This window comes from Lysinibacillus sp. 1 U-2021 (assembly GCF_029916965.1).
In the GTDB taxonomy this organism is placed as follows: domain Bacteria; phylum Bacillota; class Bacilli; order Bacillales_A; family Planococcaceae; genus Lysinibacillus; species Lysinibacillus capsici.
In genome coordinates this window covers 439,831-462,170 of the sequence record NZ_CP123966.1, presented here as the reverse complement: position 1 = coordinate 462,170, position 22,340 = coordinate 439,831, and the positions used below count along the sequence as shown (strand labels likewise).

Genomic DNA, 22,340 nt, shown 5'->3' with positions numbered 1-22,340 from the left:
AATTTGTCGGATTTAAGGAGTGTACAAAGATGTCACAAGATTATATTGTTATTCAAGCAGAAGAAGATGGTGTACATGTCATTGGATTAACACGTGGAACTGATACGAAATTCCATCATTCAGAGAAATTAGATGCCGGCGAAGTAATGATTGCTCAATTTACAGAACACACATCTGCCATGAAAATACGCGGTAAAGCGCAAATTCATACAGCACATGGCGTGATCAATAGCGAAGCGAAAAAATAAGAAATTTTGTTTCTAGGTTTTAATGCTGTTTAGCGTTCAACAGCACATATAAAAACACTAGATGTGAAAAACTTAGTATAAGGTCTATGGGCAGTTAGCATTCCAACATTCAATTATGGGAGAGCTTTACTGCCTGTGCTATGAAGAAAGCAAATTTTTTTTATTCCGCATCGTTGCGTATGCTATAATGACTCAGTAAGCAAGCGTTTGGCCTTGTACAGGCTGACGTATCTGAAAGTGAAATGGAGTAAGGTCTATGAATGCAACATACATTCAAAATTCAATTGCACAGTTAAAAACAGAGATTTTCATGGATGTTCGTCATAGAACTTTGCAAAAATACACAGGTGTACCTGTGCTAGATGAAAATCAACTGTTTTATTTGTTAATCCCGTTTTTGAATGGTGAAGAATGGCAACAAGAGCAACAAGAGGCTGCAATTACTGTTGGCATAGTATACGCAGCATTAGCGGCTCACGATCATATAAAAGAATTAGACGCAACATCAAAAGAACAGCAGCTTACCGTTTTAGCTGGGGATTTTTATAGTGGTCGTTATTATGAAATATTAGCAATGTCAGGAAATGTTGCATTGATTCGAAATTTGTCACAAGGTATTGTGGCACGATGTGAAAACCAAATTAAGGTTTATGAAAAGAAACAACGAACAATGGAACAGTGGTATACGTCCATGAGTACGATAGAATCCGGGTTAATTGCTCAATTTTTTGATCTTTATTCTTTCGGTGAATATATACCACTTATAGAAAAAAGCTTATTAATCTTACGTTTAGAAAAAGAATGGACAGCTTATCAACGTGGGCAAATGTCTTTAATGGGTAAGGCACTAGAAGAAAGTGTCAGACGTAATGGCGCAACCTTTAATAGCGTCATCCAAGGGAAAATTGTGCATTTAAAAACAGAGCTATCACAGCTCATTAATCAGGCATCCTTTTTACAAAGTGATATCAAACAAGCTTTACATGCACATGTAGAGGCATCCATTGCTTCTACTAACGGATAAGAGAGGTTTTTCAAAATGGCTAAAACGAAAGAAGAGCACGTTCACGAAGTATTTGAAAGTATTTCGGAAAACTACGATAAAATGAATGGTGTAATTAGTTTCCAGATGCATGTTGGCTGGCGTAACGATACGATGAAGCACATGGCTGTAAAACCTGGATCAAAAGCACTTGATGTATGCTGCGGCACTGCAGACTGGACAATTGCATTGGCAGAGGCTGTTGGTGAAAGTGGAGAAGTAAAAGGGCTAGACTTTAGTCAAAACATGCTGAAAGTTGGCGAAAAAAAGGTAGAGCCATACCCACAAATTGAACTAGTTCATGGAAATGCGATGGAGTTGCCTTTTCCAGATGATACGTTTGATTATGTGACAATCGGCTTTGGTCTTCGCAATGTACCTGATTATTTACAAGTTTTGAAGGAAATGCATCGTGTTGTTAAACCAGGTGGAATGGTGGTTTGTTTAGAAACATCTCAATCTGAAATTCCTGGTTATCGTCAGCTGTTCCGTTTTTATTTTAAATATATAATGCCGATATTTGGTAAAATATTTGCGAAAAGCTATAAGGAGTATTCTTGGCTTCAGGAATCTGCGAATGATTTCCCAGGTATGAAAAGGTTAGCGGCATTGTTTGAGCAGGCAGGATTAGAAAAAGTAACGTACAAAGCATACAGTGGCGGGGCTGCGGCAATGCATATGGGCTTTAAAAAGATACGTTAATGGGGGAAGGTTTTCACACGTGGAAAAGATGAAGTTAAAACTACTCTATTCCGATTTGAAATCAGATATCGAAATCATTGAACAAGAGTTAGAAAAAGCGGTGGACTCGTCTTCATATTTGATCAACGATGCTTCTCTCCATTTATTACAAGCTGGTGGCAAACGGATAAGACCAATTTTTGTGTTACTAGGCGCAAAATTTGGTGATTATGACATTGAGAAGATGAAGGATGTAGCAGTACCTTTAGAACTCATTCATATGGCATCGCTTGTACATGATGATGTCATTGACGACTCCAATATGCGAAGAGGGCGCCCGACTGTCAAATCACAGTGGAATAACAGGGTAGCAATGTACACAGGCGATTTTATTTTCGCACGTGCGCTGGAATATATAACAAAGTTAGAAGACCCACTTGTTCATCAAATTTTAGCCCGTACGATGGTGGAGATTTGTAACGGTGAAGTCATTCAAATTGAAGATAAATTTAGATTAGATCAAGGTTTAAAAGATTATTTTAGAAGAATCAAACGCAAAACAGCATTACTTATTTCCTCAAGCTGTGAGCTAGGAGCTGTGGCAGCGGGGGTTGATGCTAAAACAGTTCGGCATTTAAAGCGCTTCGGCTACTTTGTAGGCATGAGCTTCCAAATTATTGATGATGTTTTAGATATTATGGCAACCGATAAAGAACTAGGGAAGCCAGCAGGTAGTGACTTACTACAGGGCAATATTACTTTACCGATTTTATTATTGAAAGATGACCCGGAGATGCAACCATACTTAGTTAAAGTGTTTGCAGGCACATTAACAGAATCGGAACGTCAAAATATGTTGCAATATGTGCGTAAATCTCATGCAATTGAGCAAGCTAATCGTATGAGTGATAAATATTTGAAAAAAGCCTTACAGGAAATTGATGCTTTACCAAAACATCCCGTTAAGAAAAAATTACGTGATGTAGCATTGTTCATGGGTAAGCGCAAATTCTAGCTTTTTGTTGTACAAAAGCTCATTTTTTGTTAATATTTATCGGTAGGTGTAAAACCTGTTAGACGAATTTAAGGAGTGTTTTAAACATGGCAATTGAACAAACTTTTTTAATGGTTAAGCCTGACGGCGTTGAACGTCAAGTAATTGGAGATATCGTTGATCGTTTCGAACGTCGCGGTTTTGTAATGAAAGGTGCTAAATTAATGGTAATTCCTAAAGAATTAGCAGAAAAGCACTATGCTGAGCATGCTGAGCGTCCATTCTTTGGTGAATTAGTTGATTTCATCACTTCTGGTCCTGTATTCGCTATGGTATGGGAAGGCGAGAACGTAATCAAGCTTGCACGTACAATGATGGGTGCAACGAAACCTGAAGAATCTAACCCAGGTACAATCCGTGGTGACTACGCTACAACAGTATCTCACAACATCATCCACGGTTCTGACTCTCTTGCTTCTGCAGAGCGCGAAATCGGCTTATTCTTCGGTGAAGAGTTAGTTTAATTTCGAATAGATCAAGCAATCTCAATTTTTTGAGATTGCTTTTTTATTGCGCAAAAAAAGGGGAGGGATCATTCCGACGAATAATCTCTTACTAGAAACATATAGAATTGTTAAAAACTTCTTAGTCATGTACAATAAATAATGTAATATTCTGATAATTAAGTGAGGAATAGTTGAGTAGACTCGTCAATAAACTAAGAGGATGACGAGGAAAAGGGGTTATGGACATGAGAGAAGTGGTGATTGTAGCAGCTGTGAGAACTGCTATAGGAAGAAGTAAGGGCGCATTAAGTCAAGTTCGAGCAGATGAGTTAGCAGCTGATATATTACAGGAGGTTGTAAAGCGTGCAGGCATTGGTAAGGAACAAGTAGACGATGTCATTTTGGGGTGTGTGACGCAAACAGCTGAACAAGGGGCAAATATTGCGAGGACCTCTTTATTAATGGCTGGTTTCCCAGAGAGTGTGCCAGGAGTAACCATTGATCGTCAGTGTGGTTCAAGCCAACAAGCCGTGCACTTCGCAGCACAGGCAATTTTAGCGGGGGATATGGACATTGTCATTGCTGGTGGGGTAGAAAGTATGTCAAGAGTACCAATGGGCTCAAACATGCAACATGCCCATGCTAGTAACCGCTTACAAGAAAGATATGATATTATCCATCAAGGATTATCAGCAGAGAAAATCGCTTCCCAATGGTCTTTATCGAAAGAACAGCTAAATAGCTATGCTTATCAAAGCCATCAACGGGCGATTTCCGCCATTAGAGCGGGTCATTTCCAAGCTGAAATACTACCCATTCAAGTTCCACAAGAGGATGGCTCAGTGACAACATTTGCGGTAGATGAGGGTCCTCGTGCAGAAACTACCGTTGACATTTTAAATGGATTAAAAACCGTTTTTCAGGAGAATGGTGTGATTACTGCGGGCAATGCGAGCCAAATGAGTGATGGGGCCTCAGCTATAGTCGTAATGGCATTGGATAAAGCGAGAGAACTAGGCATTCAACCACTCGCTAAAATTGTGACAAGAGTGGTCGTGGGCTCTGATCCGACATTAATGCTAACAGGGCCAATCGAGGCTACTAGAAAAGCATTAGAACGGTCAGGGCTCAACATTGAGGATATCGACACCTATGAGGTAAATGAAGCCTTTGCACCTGTGCCGCTCGTATGGCTGCATGAAATAGGAGGAGACCCACAGAAGCTCAATCCTGATGGTGGAGCCATTGCACTGGGACATCCATTAGGGGCAACAGGTACGAAATTGTTAACGACCATGCTCTATCGAATGGAGCGAGAGAATTATCGTTACGGCTTGTTGGCGATTTGTGAGGGAATGGGAATGGCCAATGCCACGATCATTGAAAAAATGTAAAAGGGGATATGTCTGATGAAGGAACATGAAGTGGTGGCAGTCGTAACAGGGGGTGCCTCTGGTTTAGGAGAGGCAACCGTTCGGAAATTAATAGGACAGGGTGGCAAAGCGATTATTTTTGATCTGAATGATGAGCGTGGACAAGCTCTAGTGGAGGAATTAGGTCAAAATGTCCTTTATGCACGAGTGGATGTCACAAAGGAAGAGGACGTGGCGGCAGGCCTAGAGCAGGCTGTTGCAGCTTTTGGTAAGGTCAATGTTGCAGTGAACTGTGCTGGCATAGCAGATGCGAGTAAAGTTATTTCAAAGCGCGGTATACATGCCCTTGCTCTATTTGAAAAGGTGATTACGGTTAATTTAGTTGGTACATTTAATGTCATTCGTCTAGTTGCGGATAAAATGCAGCATAATGAGCCAAATGAGGATGGACAGCGTGGCGTCATTATTAATACCGCGTCTGTGGCTGCATTTGATGGGCAAATCGGACAAGCTGCTTATAGCGCGTCAAAAGGTGGCGTAGCAGCCATGACGTTGCCAATTGCAAGAGAGCTTGCGGAAATCGGTGTCCGAGTGATGACCATAGCGCCAGGATTAATTGAAACACCAATGTTTGCTTCGTTACCTGAGCCTGCACGAACAGCTCTTGCTCAAATGACACCATTCCCTAAACGACTTGGTAAACCTTCGGAATATGCTCTTTTGGTTGAAAGTATTATCCACAATGGCTTGTTAAATGGAGAGGTCATTCGACTAGATGGTGCCATTCGCATGCAACCGAGGTAACGGCAAAATCTAGTTCAAATAGTTTTTGTTTTGATTGTTTCTAAAATCGTAGATGAAGGGAAGCGGTATCATGCATATGATGGATACACCTTTATTATTAACAAGTTTTTTGAATCGTGCAGAACGATTTTTTCACTCAAAGAAAATCTATTCTCGAACAAGTGCCACTACTATTCACGAATTTACGTATAAAGAATATGTCAAACGGACTCGCCGATTAGCCGATGCTTTGACGAAACTAGGGATGGATCGAGGAATGAAGGTGGGCACATTTGCTTGGAATCACCATCGCCATTTGGAAGCCTATTTTGCTGTACCATGTGCAGGAGCAGTATTGCATATGATTAATATTCGATTATCCCCTGAGCATATTGCCTATGTCATCAATCATGCCGAGGATGAAATATTATTAATAGATGATAATCTGGTGCCACTAATTGCACCTATCGTCTCTCAGCTGAAAACGGTAAAGCATTATATCATTATGGGTGATGCTGTTGCAGTAGAAACTTTACCGATTCCAAATGCTCTTTCCTATGAATCGCTACTTGCGGAGGCAGATGAACATTTCACATTTCCAGAAGATTTAGATGAAAATACACCTGCAGGCATGTGCTATACAAGTGCAACGACGGGCATGCCAAAGGGAGTAGTCTATACACATCGCAGTATTGTACTTCATAGTTTAACAGCTGGTCTCGCTGACAGTATTGCAATTTGTGAGTCGGATGTGGTGTTACCTGTTGTCCCAATGTTCCATGCGAATGCATGGGGATTACCATTTGCCAGTGTAGCATTTGGTTCTACACAGGTCTTACCGGGACCTATGTTTACACCACAGCTATTGCTAGAATTATTTGATGTATATAAAGTTACATTGACAGCAGGTGTACCGACTATATGGCTGGGCGTTCTACAGGAGCAGCGTCAAAATCCTCGTGACCTATCGTCTATGCGATTAATTGTTTGTGGAGGTTCTGCTTCACCAATTGGTCTTGTCCGAGGCTTTGAGCAAGAACTTAATATCCCGTACATGACAGGTTACGGTATGACGGAAACCTCACCTCTTGTAAGCCTATCCACGTATTTAACACATATGCAGGACTACACGGCTGATGAAAAAATGAATGTTCGGATTACACAAGGTATGACGATGCCACTTATTGATACAAGGATTGTCAATGAAAATGGTGAAGTGCCTTGGGATGGCAAAACGATGGGAGAGCTTACGATTAGAGGACCTTGGATTGCTAATGAGTATTATCAGGATGAACGAACGGAAGAGGCCTTTAAAGACGGCTGGCTCTATACAGGCGATATTGCTGTGATGACAACAGATGGCTATATTAAAATTACCGACCGTACAAAGGATTTAATTAAGAGTGGTGGCGAATGGATTTCTTCAGTAGAGCTTGAAAATGCATTAATGTCCCATCCAAAGGTCTTTGAGGCGGCTGTTATTGCCATTCCACATGAAAAGTGGTTGGAGCGACCATTAGCTTGTGTCGTAGCAAAGCCAGAGTTTAAGGGTACGATTACAAAAGAAGAGTTACTAGAGAGTCTACAGCACCAATTCCATAAATCATGGGTTCCTGATGATATTGTCTTCATTGACGAGGTACCAAAAACGTCTGTAGGTAAATTCTTGAAGGCTAAATTACGAGAAGATTTAAAAGAGTATCGCATACAAGTCTAACGATAATGGATAGAATGAGGGTGGTGAAAAACTACCTTCATTTTTTATTGGAATAAATTCCTGAAAAATGAAACTATTTTTTCCATTTTACCGTATAATCAAAATAACGAAAGGAAGTGAACGGATTGTCAATTGCCATTGTAGCGATAATTGGGGGCGTCATTATTTCTCTAGCTGGAATTTTTACAGACGCTCGTACTAGACAACAAAAAATAAAACTGAAGGCTGTTGAAAAAGAAGTAGAATTAGAAAAGATTAGGTTAGAAACTTATACGATTGAAACAGAAAAAATGAGACTTGAATTAGAACAGTCGAAAATATTACTTTTAGAGGAAAAACAAAACGTAAGAAAGTAGATTTGCATACATGAGAAAGACTATTTCAGGATTGGGACTTTTCCGCTATAATGGTAATACGACGCTAGAGGGGAAGATGACCATATGTCTGATTATGAACAGTTTATAGAAGGTATTAAGCGCAAAACAGGAATAGATTTAGCGTTATATAAAGAAGCGCAAATGAAAAGACGATTAACCTCTCTTTATGAGAAAAAGGGCTATCGTAATTTTGTAGACTTTCTAAAGGCACTCGAACAAGATCGTGATTTAATGAATGAATTCTTAGATCGTATGACGATCAATGTTTCTGAATTTTATCGCAATGGAAAGCGCTGGGAAGTATTACAAAAGAAAATATTTCCGAAACTTTTACAAACTAATAAGCGTTTAAAAATTTGGAGTGCGGCTTGTTCGACAGGAGAAGAACCATATTCTTTAGTAATGGTATTATCTCAATTGGTGCCTTTATCTCAAATTCAAATTATTGCCACTGATTTAGATGAGAATGTGATACAAAAGGCGAAGTTAGGTGTCTACCCTGAACGCTCTTTAGCCGAAGTCCCAAGTGATATTAAAGCAAAGTATTTTGAACAAGAAGGCTCCTTCTATCGCGTGAAGGATGAGATTAAGCGTTGTGTAACCTTTAAGAAACATAATTTATTGAATGATGCTTATGACAGCAATTATGATTTAATTGTTTGCCGCAATGTCATGATTTATTTTACAGAGGAAGCGAAAGATCAAATTTATAATAATTTTAGTAAAGCATTGCGCAAGGATGGCGTTTTATTTGTTGGATCGACAGAGCAAATTTTTAATCCAGCTCGTTATGAATTTGATGTAGAAGACACGTTCTTCTATCGTAAAAATAATTAATAATATGGATGAAAAGCTTTGTACAAAAGATACAATTGTACATAAAGTTGACCAAGCATTAAACATAGATAATTCATACGCTTTTCGCTTATCATAAGCAAAGGCGTATTTTTTATAAAATTTAGCTAGGTGTTTTTTATAACTTTCATTCAGAATATTCACATTTAGACCTATGAAAATGGTAACTACTTAAAAGACATTCGTAAAAGGACTGTTTTTTTAAAGAATATATGTTATAGTGAAAAATACATACTTTAGCGAGTTGAAGGGAGAAAGTGTTTATGCGTTACTTAACAGCAGGTGAGTCTCATGGACCCCAATTAACGACAATTATTGAGGGTTTACCGTCACTCTTACCCATTACAGCAGAAAAAATTAATCACGATTTAAAACGTCGCCAAGGAGGTCATGGACGTGGGCGCCGCATGCAAATCGAAACAGATACAGTGGAGATTGTAGCTGGTGTTCGTCATGGTCAGACACTTGGATCTCCTGTTGCACTCGTTGTCACAAATGATGACTGGAAGCACTGGACTAAAATTATGGGAGCAGAGCCATTAGCTGATGATATCAATCCTGAAGATATCAAGCGTCAAATCTCACGTCCTCGTCCAGGTCATGCAGATTTAGTTGGAGGCATGAAATATGGTCACCGTGATTTAAGGAATGTATTAGAGCGCTCCTCTGCGCGTGAAACAACTGTACGAGTAGCAGTTGGATCTGTGGCAAAGGCGTTACTTAATGAACTAGGCATTTCCATTGTTGCGCATGTTACAGAGATAGTGGGAATTAAAGCCGATACTTCTTTAATAGAAGGAAAAACAACAGAAGAAATTCGTGCAATTGTCGAAGCGGATGCTTGCTACTGTGTAGATCCAATCGCCTCTGCGAAAATGGTTGAGGCAATTGATGAAGCGAAAAAGGCCGGCGATTCGATCGGTGGTGTTGTAGAAGTCATTGTAGAAGGCATGCCAGCAGGTGTAGGTTCTTATGTACATTATGATCGTAAGCTGGATGCAAAGCTTGCTGCTGCTATGCTATCTATTAATGCATTTAAAGGAGTAGAGTTTGGACTTGGCTTTGAAATGGCACGTCGAAAAGGTTCTGAAGTACACGATGAAATCATCTGGTCTGAAGAAGAAGGTTATACTCGTGCAACCAATCGACTTGGTGGTTTAGAAGGCGGTATGTCAACAGGTATGCCAATTGTTGTACGTGGTGTGATGAAGCCAATTCCTACTTTATATAAACCATTACAAAGTGTAGATATTGAAACAAAAGAGCCGTTTAAAGCGAGTGTTGAGCGCTCTGATAGCTGTGCAATACCAGCAGCGTCTGTAGTTGCAGAACATGTTATTGCCTGGGAAATAGCGAATGCAATTTTAGAGCAATTCCATAGTGATCAACTACCACAATTACAAGCTCAAATTGACGAGCATCGTCAATATACAAAGGGGTTCTAAGTTATGCGTGTACCAGTAGCAACAAAATCGCATCAATATGAAGTTGTTCTTGGGCATCAATTTCTAACTGAAGCTGTGGAGGCATTTGCTGATAAACTTCAAAAAGCGGATAAGCTCTTTGTGTTTACAGATGTCAATGTTTGGGCAGCACAGGGAGAGTACTTCAAAGCAAATTTCCCGTACCACTTTGAGGTCTTTATTTTGCCAGGTGGAGAAGCGTGCAAAACCTTTGATCAATACAACGCTGCTCAAACATTTCTATTAGAGCAAAAATGCTCCCGAAAATCCTTCATTTTTGCTTTTGGAGGAGGAGCAGTTGGTGATTTAACAGGTTTTGTTGCGGCAACCTATATGCGTGGGATTCCGTTTATTCAAATTCCAACAACTATTCTAGCGCATGATTCGGCAGTCGGTGGAAAAACGGCCATTAATCATCCACTAGGAAAAAATATGATTGGTGCATTTTATCAGCCAGAGGGTGTGATATATGATACAGCTCTTTTAGAAAGTTTATCAGAGCGTGAGGTACGTTCAGGAACAGCAGAGTTAATTAAGCATGCCATGATTTCTGACCCGAACTGGCTGGAGGAATTAATGACAGGAGATTCGGTGATCCATTTTAATCAAAATGAACTAGCAAAGCAACTAAAAAAAGGAATTGAAGTGAAAGCACAAATTGTTGCTGAGGATGAAACAGAGCAATCCGTTCGAAAGTTTTTAAACCTAGGCCATACATATGGACATGCCATTGAGGCAGCTGCGGGTTATGGCAAAGTGGCTCATGGTGAGGCGGTTATGATTGGACTCGTCTATTGTCTTCTATTGAGTGAACGATATGGAGAAATTGATCGAACGTTCACCCAATCCTTTTTACAGTTTGCGATAAAAAACGGCTATCCTTTTAAGGCTGTGAGTGATTATTCATTTGAACAATTATCTAGCTACCTAATGAAAGATAAAAAAGCGGAATATGGCATTTTGCAATTTGTTCTTTTGGAAAAAATAGGAAAACCTTTTGTCAAAGCTATTGATTTAGAAGAATGTCAAGAAATAGATGCTGAATATAGACAGTTATTAGCGGAGGTGCTTGTATGATTCGTGGACTTAGAGGAGCAATAACAATTGAATCTGACAAGCCAGAGCTTGTATGGGATGAGACAGCAAGATTAGTGCGTGAGGTTGTGGCAGCAAATAATGTGGACATTGATGATATCGCATCGATCCTCATTTCAACAACGCCAGATATTACCTCAGCATTTCCTGCTCGTGCAGTACGCTTGATGGATGGCTGGCAGTATGTCCCTGTTATGTGTACACATGAAATGGATGTGCCAGAAGCATTACCATTATGTATTCGTGTATTAATACATGCAAACGTAGAGGTAGCCCAAAAAGATGTAAAGCACTTGTATCTCAATGATGCAGTGAAATTAAGACCAGATTTGGCTCAGGCTAAATAAGTAGAGGAGATGTTTTAGATGAAGTGGAAACAACAATTGGACGGTATGCAAGCATATAAGCCAGGTAAACCAATTGAAGAAGTGCAACGTGAATATGGCTTAAAGGAAGTTATTAAATTGGCATCGAATGAAAATCCATTCGGGTGCTCACCTAAGGTAACAGCTTATTTACAAAATAATGCAGTGAATCATGCACTTTATCCAGATGGCTATGCACAAAACCTACGTACTGCTGTGGCAAATCATCTAGGTGTGAAAGAGACACAGCTTCTTTTTGGTAACGGCTCTGATGACATCATTGCTATTATTACTCGTGCTCTGTTGTATCCAGGGGTAAACACGGTTATGGCCGACCCTTCCTTCTCTCAATACTGGCACAATGCTGAAATTGAAGGTGCTGAAGTACGTAAAGTGCCTTGTCAAGATGGAGCACATAATCTAGAGGCAATGTTGGCTGCAATTGATGACCAAACTTCTATTGTTTGGGTATGTAGTCCCAATAATCCTACAGGAGTTGTCATTCCTGATGCTGCATTGCGTGCCTTTCTTGCAAAGGTTCCAAGCGATGTCCTTGTCGTGCTCGATGAGGCATACATTGAATATGTTACACATCCAGACCACAAGGATACGTTACCAATCATTGATGAATATGCGAATGTTCTTTTATTGCGTACATTCTCTAAAGCATATGGCTTAGCTTCGTTCCGCGTTGGCTATGCTATTGGTCAACCTGATGTTATTGCTAAGCTTGATCCTGTGCGTGCACCATTCAATAATACAATCTTAAGTCAAGCTGTTGCTGCCATTGCGCTTAGTGACCAAGATTATATTGAAGCCTGCCGTGAAGCCAATGAAAAAGGCAAAAAACAATATGTAGAATTTTGTGACAAGCATAATTTAAAATACTTCCCATCTGATACAAACTTTATTTTCTTTGATACCCATGCTGATAGTGATGTTGTTTTCCAAGAGCTGATGAAAAGAGGCTTTATCGTGCGCAGTGGTAATGCATTAGGCTTACCAGGATTTATCCGTGTGACAATTGGAACAGAGGCTCAAAATGCAGCATTGCTTAGCCAACTTGATGAAGTGTTAAAACAACAAGGGGTATTTGCATGACACGCAAAGTACTCGTGATAGGGCTAGGATTGATCGGAGGTTCTATTGCCCTTGCTTTGCAAAAAGCACCGGAAACAAAAATTATTGGCTATGACATGGACGCTCAAACACGCGAGCATGCGAAAACATTAAATATTGTGCATGAGATTGTCGCAGATCCACTGGCTGTTGCGGCTGATGTTGATGTTATTATCTTCGGGACGCCCGTTAATGCAACACTGGATTGGATGGAGCAATTAAAATCATGGCCATTGAAAAATAAAGTCATTGTAACAGATACAGGGAGTACAAAAAAATTAATTATGCAAAAAGCCAGCGAATTACGAGAACTTGGCATAACGTTTATTGGTGGACATCCAATGGCGGGGTCTCATAAAAGTGGTGTGCTGGCTGCAAAGGCGCATCTTTTTGAAAATGCATATTACATGCTTACACCGCTTGCTGGAGAAGAAATTATTCATATGGCACAGCTTGAAAGTTTGCTAAAATTTACACATGCAAAAGTAGTCAGTGTATCTGCCAGTGAACATGATCACATGACTGCTGTGGTGAGTCATTTCCCACATGTTATTGCTGCCTCACTTGTCCATCAATTAGGTGGAGAGAATGGCGAGTACCCAATGACACGTTCTCTTGCAGCAGGAGGTTTCCGTGATGTGACACGAATCGCCTCTTCGAATCCCATTTTATGGCGAGATATTACGCTGCAAAATCGCGAGGAGCTACTCACGCAATTAGATGGCTGGGAAAAAGAAATGACACGCATTAAGGAACTGCTGACAGATGGTTCCTCACAGGATATTGAAAACTATTTTGCTGTTGCCAAAGAACTGAGAGATGAATTACCGATTAGTGCAGGGGCTATGTATACACCCTTCGACTTATATGTTGATGTTCCTGACTATCCAGGTGTTATTTCAGAAGTGACAGGCTTTTTAGCAGATGAAGCAATTAGTATTACGAATCTACGCATCGTCGAATCACGAGAAGATGTTTTCGGTATTCTAGTCATTAGCTTCCAAAGTGAAAATGATCGCGAACGTGCTGCAGCATGTATTCAAAAACGAGCAAATTTCGAAACGTATATTTCTTAGCATAAGAAAGCGTCGGTATTTCGGCGCTTTCTATCTTCATATTGGAGGGAATAAAGTTCATGAGTGAAAAAGTATTGCAATACAACAAACCTTCTTTACAGGGCGCTTTAACCATTCCAGGCGATAAATCTGTATCTCATCGCTCCGTGATGTTTGGGGCCATTGCTAGTGGGACAACGACAGTAGAGGGCTTTTTATTAGGTGAAGATTGTTTAAGCACAATCGATTGCTTCCAGAAACTTGGCGTTCAAATTGAGGTGGAAGGAACAAATGTAACCATTCATAGTCCAGGAATCAATGGTTGGCTGGAGCCGACAGAAGTGTTGTATACGGGTAACTCTGGTACTACAACACGCTTAATGCTAGGCATTTTAGCTGGTTCTAATGTTCATTCAGTCATGACTGGTGATGCATCCATCGGAAAGCGACCAATGCGACGTGTTATAGATCCACTGCGTCAGATGGGTGCACAAATTACAGGGCGTGCAGACGGGCAATATACACCGCTAGCCATTCAAGGTACAAAATTACAAGCCATTGATTACAAGATGCCTGTAGCAAGTGCACAGGTGAAATCTGCTATTTTACTAGCGGGCTTGCGTGCTGAAGGAACAACTATTGTTAGAGAAATGGATGTTTCGAGAGATCATACAGAGCGAATGCTGCGTCAATTTGGTGCACATGTAGAAGTAGATAATGGCGTAGTATCGATAGAAGGAGGACAAGCTCTCAATGGGACGCATGTTTCTGTGCCAGGAGATATATCATCGGCTGCCTTTTTCTTAGTGGCAGGAGCCATTTGCAAAAATAGTCAGCTAACACTAAATAATGTGGGTATTAATCCAACACGTGATGGCATTATTGAGGTGCTGCAAAAAATGGGTGCCACGATGACACTAACACCAAATGATGATAATCAAGCTGAACCAACAGCAACAATCCAAATCGCCACATCTTCTTTAACTGGTACAATAATTGAAGGAGATATTATTCCTCGTTTAATTGACGAAATTCCAATTCTTGCATTACTCGCTACGCAAGCACATGGTCAAACGATCATTAAAGATGCCGAGGAGCTAAAGGTGAAGGAGACTGACCGTATCACGGCTGTTGTGACTGAATTGAAGAAACTTGGTGCCCAGATTGAAGCAACAGAAGATGGTATGATTATTGAGGGACCAACGCCTTTAAAAGGAGCAAACCTTCAAACCTATGGCGATCATCGTATCGGCATGATGGGAGCTGTTGCAGCTTTACTAACAGACGGAGCTGTTACACTAGATGATGCACAATGCATTGCTGTATCCTACCCATCGTTCTTTGAGCATATTGAGGCAGTGAAGTAACAATTAAAGAGAGGCTCTCCAAGCTTTTGGGGAGTTTTTTCTTGTTTCAGAGGTAAATGTTTTGTAGCATAAAGGTATCAACGAAAGAATAGGTGAATGACTGTGAACAATGCGATGACTGAAATGATGCAAGCACTTGAACAAGGGGATTTAGCATTAATAGATCAGCTACTAGAATCATTTTTAATGAAGGAGCTACCCGAGGAGATCTATGCACTTGCTGAGATTTTTATGCAGTATGGGTACATGAAGGAAGCTGACCGTGTGCTGGAGCATTTACAATTTTTATTCCCAGAAGAAGCACAGTTAAAAATAGATCGTGCCAATGTCCTAATGGAGCTTGGTAATGAAGATGAAGCATTAGATTTATTATTAGAAATTGAAGAAACCTCACCAGAATATCCACAGGCATTATTGGTATTAGCTGATTATTATCAAATGCAAGGGTTATTTGAGGTTGCAGAAAAGCGTATAAATGAAGCATTAGCGATTTTACCAGACGAGCCATTATTACATTTTGCGAAAGCAGAACTTTTATTTGAAACAGGTCGTTTTTTAGAGGCAGCAAGACTGTATGAGGACTTATATGAGCAGCAAAATGAATTTGCTGGTATTCAACTTGTTGAACGACTAGCGGAGGTTTATCGTGCAGGTGCAGCCTATGAGACGGCATTCGATTATTATGTCAAAGCCCTTGAAGATGAAGTAAAGCCTGATATTTTATTTGGAGCTGCTTATTCAGCCTTCCAGTCACAAAAATACGAGATGGCTATTAAACAACTAGAGGAATTGAAAGAATTAGATCCTGATTACTTCTCAGCCTATTTATTGCTTGCGGAAAGCTATGCAATGACAGAGGATAATCAAAAAGCCTATGCTGCCATTCAAGAGGGGTTAAAGCGTGATGAATATGATAAATCGCTTTATTTATTCGCTGGTAAAATGGCATTGAAAAATGGTTTGCCAGAAGAAGCTGAGCAACATCTGAGAGAAGCTATAGCGCTCGATCCTGAATATATGGAAGCGGTACTAGCACTTATTTCAGTGTTTGGACAACAGGAGCGCCATGAGGATGTAATCGAGTTATTTGAGACATTACAGCAAAATGATTTTGAATGGAGCACTTTATATCCTTTTGCGGCAGAGGCATATGAAAATTTAGAATTGTACGACCGTGCATACGAATTTTACCGTTTGGCATATAATGATTTTAAGGAAGACGCAACATTTTTAGAAAAATATGTTTACTTCTTATTAGAAGAAGGAAAGCGTTCAGAGGCAAAAGAGGTTCTTGGACAATTAATCAACATTCAACCGGGTGAACCAGAGTGGCAGGAGAAGTTAGAAACCTTAGAATTTGAGTAAAGGAGGGAGTGGGTATGACTGCTTCTGTATCAGTTGTTGATAAAAAAGCATTTGTTCGATGGTTTTTAAAAAATTATCAATTGAAACGTCGTGAGTGTGTATGGATTTTAAATTACCTATTAAGTAATGATGACTTGTTAAAAAGAATCCGTTTTGTGGAAGAAGCTCACTATTGTCCTAGGGCAATGGTGATGTCAACAGTAGACTCAACAGGTGTGCCTTTTCGTTTCTATAAAGGCAATGTGATGACGGCAGATGCTGAGAAGTCTTTCCATGATTTACGCTTACATGAACAAGAAGATATGTATATACAATTGAATTTTCCTAATATACCACCAAGTGCACAATACTTAGCAGTTCTTGAAGAAAACCCTTATATGCCAGAAACACTGCTCGTCAGTGAAAAAGATCGTGTACTGGCAGAAGAGCTGCTTTCCAATAGCTTACTCGTATTCCAAGAAGAGAAATTACTTGCACAAATTGATGAAGCCCTCGACCAGGGAGATGAAGTGCGATTTTATGAATTGTCTAATTTGTTACAAGCATTGAAGGAAACGGCTAATTTACGTTAATTATAGGTAAAAATTGAATGTCCTTTATCCATTTCAATATGGTAACATTACTAGTGAATGATTGTTTTCACTTTTAATTGGGTATCCTATTGAAGAGTGGAAAAGGACATTTTTATTTTGCGATAAAAGGAGGTTTGTTGAATGTATTTTAATGCAAACGATGTAACATCGTTTATGGCACAAAAAGATTTTATTGATACCGCGGTTGTTCCACTTGTATCCATTGATCTCTCTTCTGAAAAAATGAAACAAAGTGGTGCCGAGGTAGATTTTGTCATGTCTTTAACTTCTTTTATAGAGCAGCAGTTTAAAGGTCGACTACTAGTCATGCCACCATTTTCTTATATGACAACTTTAAAAAACGATGATTTACCACAGCAATTAGAAGCACAATTACATAATGCTGGATTTAAGCATGTGTTCTTCATTACTTGTGACCATTATTGGACAAAGAGTGGAGAGATAGTCAATATGATTTGGTTACCAGCGATTCCTTTAGAAAGTATGGATGCCAGTGTGAAAAAATCCATTCTAGAAGATCAATTGCGACAAGTGATTCCAATGCTTTCGACTAAATGGGCACAGATTTAACAATTAGTTTCAATAAATGTTCACATTCTCCAGCTTTCCACAGAATGCTATATTGACCAAGCTATGGACTTGATATATCATATATATGTCCTAGTATTACTATTTGTAAAAGTATGTCCGTTGGACTGACCTTTAAGTTAGAGGGGGGAAAATAATGAGTAATAATCGAGTTTCACGTCGTCAATTTCTAAGTTATACTCTTACTGGTGTAGGTGGATTTATGGCGGCAGGTATGCTAATGCCAATGCTTCGCTTTGCAATTGATCCTGTGCTACAAAAGCATGAGGGTGGGGATTTTGTAAAAACAGAGCATAAAATCGCTGACTTGACTGAAGAGCCTGTAAAAGTGGACTTTTCATATGAACAAGTGGATGCATGGTATAAATCACAGGTTACAGATGTAGCTTGGGTTTATAAAAGTGGCGATCAAATCATTGCCCTTTCACCTGTTTGTAAGCATTTAGGATGTATGGTTGACTGGAATGGAGATTCTGCACACCCAGGTCAATTCTTCTGTCCATGCCACGCAGGACGTTATGAGAAAAACGGGAAAAACATTGCAGGTACACCGCCTCTAGGTCCGTTGGATGAATTTGAAGTACAAGAACAAGATGGCTATTTAATGATTGGTCCAGCTAAAGCAAATTCTCTAGTTAAATAAGTAAGGGGGTACGACAACAGTGCTAAATAAAATTTATGATTGGGTCGATGAACGCCTAGATATTACACCGATTTGGCGTGATATTGCCGACCACGAAGTGCCAGAGCACGTTAACCCTGCACATCATTTTTCAGCATTCGTTTACTGCTTTGGTGGATTAACATTCTTCATCACAGTAATTCAAATTCTATCTGGTATGTTCTTAACAATGTACTATGTACCAGACGTTGTGAATGCCTGGAAATCAGTTTATTATTTACAAAACGAAGTAGCATTTGGTGAAATCGTACGCGGTATGCACCACTGGGGAGCTTCATTAGTTATCGTAATGATGTTCTTACATACACTTCGTGTATTCTTCACAGGTTCTTATAAAAAACCTCGTGAGTTAAACTGGATGGTTGGTGTAGGTATTTTTGGTGTAATGATGGGTCTTGGATTTACAGGATACTTATTACCATGGGATATGAAAGCATTATTCGCTACTAAAGTAGGTATCGAAATTGCAGCATCTGTACCGTTTATCGGTGGGATGATTAAAGTATTATTAGCGGGTGACACAACGATTCTTGGTGCTCAAACGTTAACTCGATTCTTTGCGATTCATGTATTCTTCTTACCTGCAGTATTGTTTGGGTTACTTGCAGCGCACTTTATCATGATTCGTCGTCAAGGAATTTCAGGACCGTTGTAATTGTCTTGACGGTTCGATGATCTTTAAAAGGAGGGGACACTATGCATCGCGGAAAAGGAATGAAATTTGTCGGCGATTCTCGTATTAAAGCGAATCACAGAATGCCGAATGTTCCAAAGGATTATTCCGAATATCCAGGTAAGACGGAAGCTTTCTGGCCGAACTTCTTACTGAAGGAATGGATGGTAGGTGCTGTATTTTTAATTGGATACTTATTATTAACTGTCGCTCACCCGTCACCACTTGAAGGGCCGGCAGATCCAACTAGAGCATATACACCACTACCGGACTGGTACTTCTTATTTATGTATCAACTTTTAAAATACTCATTTGCTTCTGGTCCATACAATGTAATCGGAGCTATTGTAATTCCAGGTCTTGCATTTGGAGCGCTATTATTAATGCCATTTTTAGACAAGGGTCCAGAACGTCGTCCATCTAAACGTCCATTGCCAACAGCGTTTATGTTATTAACTTTAGCTGCTATGTTCTACCTAACTTGGGAGTCAGTTGTTAACCATGACTGGGAAGCTCAAAAAGCTATGGGTGCAATCGTAGAAACAGTTGAATTCGATAAAGAATCGGAAGGTTATAAACTATACGCTGGTTCTGCATGTATTACATGTCACGGTGAAGGCTTAGAAGGTGGAGCAGGTGCGCCGTCTCTAATGAACACAGGTTTAACAGCTGATGAGATTAAGGACATTGCTCATAATGGTCGCGGTAACATGCCACCAGGATTATGGACAGGTTCAGATGAAGATCTTCAAAAACTTGCTGAATTCATCGAAAGCTTAAAAGCAGAGTAGTAGTAAAAGAGTCAGGAAACTGGCTCTTTTTTTTCTACCTTGTTATACTATTGGGACTGGAAGCCATACAAAAAGGTTCCCTTGTATAAAGGATTTTTAGCGAAAGATGTCGAAAAAACATGTATTCCTGAAACAAGTAAGCGAATTAAAACAATAAAATAACACATATTGATGGTGAGATACAATTGAAAGGTAGAGTAAAACTCTAGAATTTCAGACCATACATAAATAATGGATTGTTTTTATCGGAAGGAGTTAACATCATGCAACTAACAAGAGCAAATATTTGGTACCTTCTGACCCATAAATCATTCTTGATTGCGCTACTAATTGTTAATCTACTAGGTACAATTTATGGCTATTATTGGTATGGGTGGCAGCTTGCTATCACAGAGCCTATTTTTTATATTTTTGTTCCAGATAGCCCGACAGCCAGTTTATTCTTTTGTTTTGTGTTAATAGCTTGGATTATGGGGAAAAGCTGGCCACTGATGGAAGTACTTGCCCTTGTTACGTTGGTGAAATATGGCTTATGGGCAGATGTGATGAATATTTGGACATTAATTGAAACAGGTTCTATTGGCTGGCAGGGGTGGATGTTAGTTGGTTCACATTTTGCCATGGCCGTACAAGCTGTACTATATATGAAGAAATATGTCTTCACTTATTGGCATGTTGTAATAGCTGCTGTTTGGACATTGCATAATGATGTCATTGACTATGTATTTGGGCAAATGCCTATGTATCGAGATTTAGCCAATTACACAAACTATATTGGTTACTTTACATTCTGGTTATCAATTGCATGTATTTTACTTGCCATTTTCTCAATTAGGTGGCGCAAATATTTGCCGAATTAGGGTATAAATTATAGAATTATAGTATCGAGGTAGAAAGGGGTTAGAAAAATTGTCAACGAGCATGTATATTGTTTATTTTGTGATTATTATGCTGCTTCCACTTTATGCTCAAATGAAGGTAAAGGGTACGTATAATAAATTTGCAAAGCAACGTACAATGAAGGGGCAAACTGGTGCAGAGGTAGCGCGTGCGATTTTAGATGCAAACGGCTTATATGATGTACGAGTTGTGCCAACACAAGGTGTGTTGTCTGATCATTATAATCCGGCAACCAAAACTGTGGCTTTATCAGAAAGTAACTTTTATGAAGCAAGTGTTGCAGGTGCTGCGGTTGCTGCCCATGAGGTAGGTCACGCCATCCAACATAAAGAAGCTTATTCCATGCTTACATTACGTAGTAAGCTAGTCCCAGTGGCAAATATTTCTTCAAATGCGTCTTGGATTTTTGTCATGATTGGTATTTTTGCGAGTAGTACGAATTTCTTGCTATTAGGTATCATATTATTAGCAGCAGGTGTTGTTTTCCAATTAGTGACACTTCCGGTGGAGTTTGATGCCTCAAAGCGAGCATTAGTTCAAATGAATTCACTTGGCATTATTACAAATGAAGAAGAACGCCCAGCACGAAAAGTATTAAGTGCTGCAGCATTAACATATGTAGCAGCGGCAGCGGTAGCTGTACTAGAGTTATTGCGTTTAATTTTAATTTTTACCAATATGCGTAGCGACGACTAAGAAAAAAACTTGTTATAGTGGTACACCACTATAGCAAGTTTTTTATCTTCGTATGCTTAATGAAGGGGTTGCTTTTGATCGTCTAGTGTGAAGCCTTCTCCTGCCACATCTCGTACTTCAATGATGGAAACAAATGCGTGCGGATCAACTTCATGCACAATAGATTTTAACCGTACAACTTCATTGCGGCCAATTACACAATAAATCACCTCTTTAGGTTGTTTCGTAAAATGACCATGTCCTTCTAAAATGGTGATACCACGCTCCATTCGAAGAGCGATTGTTTCAGCAATGGCTCCAGACTTTTCTGATATGATAAGCGCACCACGAGCCGCATAAGCACCTTCTTGTACAAAGTCAATGACACGGGCTCCAACAAATACGGCTACTAATGTATACATCATCGAACGAGCATCCAAGAACGTCAGCCAAGAAAGAATGATGACGATGGCATCGAAGACAAACATGGTTTTCCCCATACTCCAGCCAAAATATTTATGCCCTAGTCGTGCCAAAATATCGACACCACCTGTAGTGCCACCGAAACGAAAGACAATCCCAAGTCCCAATCCAACAAAGACACCAGCAAAAAGTGCTACAAGCAACATGTCATCCTCTAAATGGATGGTAAATTGATATTTTTGGAAAATCTTTAGAAAAAGAGATACGGATAAAGTGCCGACAAGCGTATAGACAAATGATTTTTTTCCAAGTAATCGATAACCTATGATAAACATGGGAATATTTAATAACAGGTTCATTAAGGCGGGGTCCCATCCTAATGTAAAATATAGTATGAGTGTAATCCCACTTAGTCCACCTTCACCCAGTTGATTTTGGATGTTGAAGTGAACAAAGCCGAAGCTAAAAACTGCTGCTCCGAGCATAATCGCGATAATATTACGTATTTTAATCTGTTTTAGCATTTGACCTCCTGTAGTTCCAAACAAATGAAGTAGTGTTATCTATTATCTGACATTTTATTGGTTTTGACAACAATGGTGTAAATTTT

General features: G+C 39.6%; 25 protein-coding genes. 24 read left to right on the top strand and 1 reads right to left on the bottom strand.

What is annotated here, in order from left to right; genetic code table 11:
* The first annotated feature begins 29 nt into the window (after positions 1-29).
* From mtrB to QH639_RS02340, 24 genes are all read left to right on the top strand, one after another.
* Entirely contained in the window at positions 30-248 is a 219-nt protein-coding gene (gene mtrB / locus QH639_RS02455) for a trp RNA-binding attenuation protein MtrB (protein ID WP_004232621.1), read from the top strand.
* Between the two features lie 256 nt (positions 249-504).
* Positions 505-1,272 (top strand): heptaprenyl diphosphate synthase component 1, encoded by a 768-nt coding sequence (locus QH639_RS02450; RefSeq protein ID WP_281115619.1) that lies wholly within the window; start codon positions 505-507, stop codon positions 1,270-1,272.
* Positions 1,273-1,287: 15 nt separating this feature from the next.
* Positions 1,288-1,992 carry a demethylmenaquinone methyltransferase gene (locus QH639_RS02445; protein ID WP_004232623.1) on the top strand — a complete coding sequence of 235 codons (705 nt, stop codon included), beginning with the start codon at positions 1,288-1,290 and terminating at the stop codon, positions 1,990-1,992.
* Positions 1,993-2,011: 19 nt separating this feature from the next.
* Positions 2,012-2,986, top strand: coding sequence for a heptaprenyl diphosphate synthase component II (hepT, locus tag QH639_RS02440; RefSeq protein ID WP_054550708.1), 975 nt, complete (start codon positions 2,012-2,014; stop codon positions 2,984-2,986).
* Between the two features lie 86 nt (positions 2,987-3,072).
* Positions 3,073-3,489 (top strand): nucleoside-diphosphate kinase, encoded by a 417-nt coding sequence (ndk, locus tag QH639_RS02435; RefSeq protein ID WP_131519660.1) that lies wholly within the window; start codon positions 3,073-3,075, stop codon positions 3,487-3,489.
* A 227-nt stretch (positions 3,490-3,716) separates the two neighbouring features.
* A complete protein-coding gene (locus QH639_RS02430) occupies positions 3,717-4,865 on the top strand; it encodes a thiolase family protein (RefSeq protein ID WP_281115618.1) in 1,149 nt (382 codons plus the stop codon).
* A 15-nt stretch (positions 4,866-4,880) separates the two neighbouring features.
* Entirely contained in the window at positions 4,881-5,648 is a 768-nt protein-coding gene (locus QH639_RS02425; protein WP_281115617.1) for a 3-hydroxyacyl-CoA dehydrogenase, read from the top strand.
* Positions 5,649-5,718: 70 nt separating this feature from the next.
* The gene (locus QH639_RS02420; RefSeq protein ID WP_131519663.1) at positions 5,719-7,344 is read left to right on the top strand and encodes a long-chain fatty acid--CoA ligase; all 1,626 of its coding nucleotides are present in this window, start codon (positions 5,719-5,721) and stop codon (positions 7,342-7,344) included.
* A gap of 125 nt (positions 7,345-7,469) precedes the next feature.
* A complete protein-coding gene (locus QH639_RS02415) occupies positions 7,470-7,700 on the top strand; it encodes a hypothetical protein (RefSeq protein ID WP_281115616.1) in 231 nt (76 codons plus the stop codon).
* 84 nt (positions 7,701-7,784) lie between these two features.
* Positions 7,785-8,558 (top strand): CheR family methyltransferase, encoded by a 774-nt coding sequence (locus QH639_RS02410; protein WP_036077697.1) that lies wholly within the window; start codon positions 7,785-7,787, stop codon positions 8,556-8,558.
* Between the two features lie 281 nt (positions 8,559-8,839).
* Positions 8,840-10,021, top strand: a complete 1,182-nt coding sequence (gene aroC, locus QH639_RS02405; RefSeq protein ID WP_281115615.1) for a chorismate synthase — start codon at positions 8,840-8,842, stop codon at positions 10,019-10,021.
* Between the two features lie 3 nt (positions 10,022-10,024).
* The gene (gene aroB, locus QH639_RS02400; protein WP_016994409.1) at positions 10,025-11,116 is read left to right on the top strand and encodes a 3-dehydroquinate synthase; all 1,092 of its coding nucleotides are present in this window, start codon (positions 10,025-10,027) and stop codon (positions 11,114-11,116) included.
* Positions 11,113-11,481, top strand: coding sequence for a chorismate mutase (gene aroH, locus QH639_RS02395; RefSeq protein ID WP_004232646.1), 369 nt, complete (start codon positions 11,113-11,115; stop codon positions 11,479-11,481). The genes aroB and aroH overlap by 4 nt, the downstream gene beginning before the upstream one ends.
* 18 nt (positions 11,482-11,499) lie before the next feature.
* Complete coding sequence (gene hisC / locus QH639_RS02390) at positions 11,500-12,600, top strand: histidinol-phosphate transaminase (RefSeq protein WP_281115614.1); 1,101 nt, start codon at positions 11,500-11,502, stop codon at positions 12,598-12,600.
* Positions 12,597-13,694: a prephenate dehydrogenase gene (locus QH639_RS02385; RefSeq protein ID WP_131519669.1), complete on the top strand. Its 1,098-nt coding sequence runs from the start codon at positions 12,597-12,599 to the stop codon at positions 13,692-13,694. Before hisC ends, QH639_RS02385 begins: the two co-directional genes overlap by 4 nt.
* A 59-nt stretch (positions 13,695-13,753) precedes the next feature.
* On the top strand, positions 13,754-15,040 hold the full coding sequence (gene aroA / locus QH639_RS02380) for a 3-phosphoshikimate 1-carboxyvinyltransferase (protein WP_131519670.1): 1,287 nt from the start codon (positions 13,754-13,756) through the stop codon (positions 15,038-15,040).
* 96 nt (positions 15,041-15,136) lie between these two features.
* Complete coding sequence (locus QH639_RS02375; RefSeq protein ID WP_004232654.1) at positions 15,137-16,405, top strand: tetratricopeptide repeat protein; 1,269 nt, start codon at positions 15,137-15,139, stop codon at positions 16,403-16,405.
* A gap of 14 nt (positions 16,406-16,419) precedes the next feature.
* On the top strand, positions 16,420-16,977 hold the full coding sequence (locus QH639_RS02370) for a ReoY family proteolytic degradation factor (RefSeq protein WP_048389838.1): 558 nt from the start codon (positions 16,420-16,422) through the stop codon (positions 16,975-16,977).
* A 141-nt stretch (positions 16,978-17,118) separates the two neighbouring features.
* Positions 17,119-17,568, top strand: coding sequence for a DUF2487 family protein (locus QH639_RS02365; protein ID WP_048389840.1), 450 nt, complete (start codon positions 17,119-17,121; stop codon positions 17,566-17,568).
* Positions 17,569-17,722: 154 nt separating this feature from the next.
* Entirely contained in the window at positions 17,723-18,229 is a 507-nt protein-coding gene (locus QH639_RS02360; RefSeq protein ID WP_004232660.1) for a QcrA and Rieske domain-containing protein, read from the top strand.
* A 19-nt stretch (positions 18,230-18,248) separates the two neighbouring features.
* Positions 18,249-18,923, top strand: coding sequence for a menaquinol-cytochrome c reductase cytochrome b subunit (gene qcrB / locus QH639_RS02355; protein WP_004232663.1), 675 nt, complete (start codon positions 18,249-18,251; stop codon positions 18,921-18,923).
* Positions 18,924-18,964: 41 nt separating this feature from the next.
* Positions 18,965-19,732, top strand: a complete 768-nt coding sequence (locus QH639_RS02350) for a menaquinol-cytochrome c reductase cytochrome b/c subunit (protein WP_004232669.1) — start codon at positions 18,965-18,967, stop codon at positions 19,730-19,732.
* Between the two features lie 263 nt (positions 19,733-19,995).
* The gene (gene lhaT, locus QH639_RS02345; protein ID WP_131519672.1) at positions 19,996-20,592 is read left to right on the top strand and encodes a lipoprotein heptaprenylglyceryl N-acetyltransferase LhaT; all 597 of its coding nucleotides are present in this window, start codon (positions 19,996-19,998) and stop codon (positions 20,590-20,592) included.
* 61 nt (positions 20,593-20,653) lie between these two features.
* A complete protein-coding gene (locus tag QH639_RS02340; RefSeq protein ID WP_036077718.1) occupies positions 20,654-21,328 on the top strand; it encodes a zinc metallopeptidase in 675 nt (224 codons plus the stop codon).
* Between the two features lie 56 nt (positions 21,329-21,384).
* Here the strand turns inward: QH639_RS02340 and QH639_RS02335 are convergent, their stop codons facing one another.
* Positions 21,385-22,254, bottom strand: coding sequence for a YitT family protein (locus tag QH639_RS02335; RefSeq protein WP_004232676.1), 870 nt, complete (start codon positions 22,252-22,254; stop codon positions 21,385-21,387).
* Between the last annotated feature and the right edge of the window lie 86 nt (positions 22,255-22,340).

What these genes read in the sequence shown, in the direction of transcription:
- hisC (WP_281115614.1), top strand. Translation starts at nt 11,500, where the DNA reads ATGAAGTGGAAACAACAATTGGACGGTATGCAAGCATATAAGCCAGGT.
- QH639_RS02335 (WP_004232676.1), bottom strand. Translation starts at nt 22,254, where the DNA reads ATGCTAAAACAGATTAAAATACGTAATATTATCGCGATTATGCTCGGA.
- QH639_RS02450 (WP_281115619.1), top strand. Translation starts at nt 505, where the DNA reads ATGAATGCAACATACATTCAAAATTCAATTGCACAGTTAAAAACAGAG.
- QH639_RS02370 (WP_048389838.1), top strand. Translation starts at nt 16,420, where the DNA reads ATGACTGCTTCTGTATCAGTTGTTGATAAAAAAGCATTTGTTCGATGG.
- QH639_RS02350 (WP_004232669.1), top strand. Translation starts at nt 18,965, where the DNA reads ATGCATCGCGGAAAAGGAATGAAATTTGTCGGCGATTCTCGTATTAAA.
- aroB (WP_016994409.1), top strand. Translation starts at nt 10,025, where the DNA reads ATGCGTGTACCAGTAGCAACAAAATCGCATCAATATGAAGTTGTTCTT.
- QH639_RS02410 (WP_036077697.1), top strand. Translation starts at nt 7,785, where the DNA reads ATGTCTGATTATGAACAGTTTATAGAAGGTATTAAGCGCAAAACAGGA.
- aroA (WP_131519670.1), top strand. Translation starts at nt 13,754, where the DNA reads ATGAGTGAAAAAGTATTGCAATACAACAAACCTTCTTTACAGGGCGCT.
- QH639_RS02340 (WP_036077718.1), top strand. Translation starts at nt 20,654, where the DNA reads ATGTATATTGTTTATTTTGTGATTATTATGCTGCTTCCACTTTATGCT.
- lhaT (WP_131519672.1), top strand. Translation starts at nt 19,996, where the DNA reads ATGCAACTAACAAGAGCAAATATTTGGTACCTTCTGACCCATAAATCA.
- aroC (WP_281115615.1), top strand. Translation starts at nt 8,840, where the DNA reads ATGCGTTACTTAACAGCAGGTGAGTCTCATGGACCCCAATTAACGACA.
- QH639_RS02420 (WP_131519663.1), top strand. Translation starts at nt 5,719, where the DNA reads ATGCATATGATGGATACACCTTTATTATTAACAAGTTTTTTGAATCGT.
- QH639_RS02365 (WP_048389840.1), top strand. Translation starts at nt 17,119, where the DNA reads ATGTATTTTAATGCAAACGATGTAACATCGTTTATGGCACAAAAAGAT.
- QH639_RS02375 (WP_004232654.1), top strand. Translation starts at nt 15,137, where the DNA reads ATGACTGTGAACAATGCGATGACTGAAATGATGCAAGCACTTGAACAA.
- QH639_RS02360 (WP_004232660.1), top strand. Translation starts at nt 17,723, where the DNA reads ATGAGTAATAATCGAGTTTCACGTCGTCAATTTCTAAGTTATACTCTT.
- QH639_RS02430 (WP_281115618.1), top strand. Translation starts at nt 3,717, where the DNA reads ATGAGAGAAGTGGTGATTGTAGCAGCTGTGAGAACTGCTATAGGAAGA.
- QH639_RS02445 (WP_004232623.1), top strand. Translation starts at nt 1,288, where the DNA reads ATGGCTAAAACGAAAGAAGAGCACGTTCACGAAGTATTTGAAAGTATT.
- QH639_RS02385 (WP_131519669.1), top strand. Translation starts at nt 12,597, where the DNA reads ATGACACGCAAAGTACTCGTGATAGGGCTAGGATTGATCGGAGGTTCT.
- mtrB (WP_004232621.1), top strand. Translation starts at nt 30, where the DNA reads ATGTCACAAGATTATATTGTTATTCAAGCAGAAGAAGATGGTGTACAT.
- ndk (WP_131519660.1), top strand. Translation starts at nt 3,073, where the DNA reads ATGGCAATTGAACAAACTTTTTTAATGGTTAAGCCTGACGGCGTTGAA.
- QH639_RS02425 (WP_281115617.1), top strand. Translation starts at nt 4,881, where the DNA reads ATGAAGGAACATGAAGTGGTGGCAGTCGTAACAGGGGGTGCCTCTGGT.
- aroH (WP_004232646.1), top strand. Translation starts at nt 11,113, where the DNA reads ATGATTCGTGGACTTAGAGGAGCAATAACAATTGAATCTGACAAGCCA.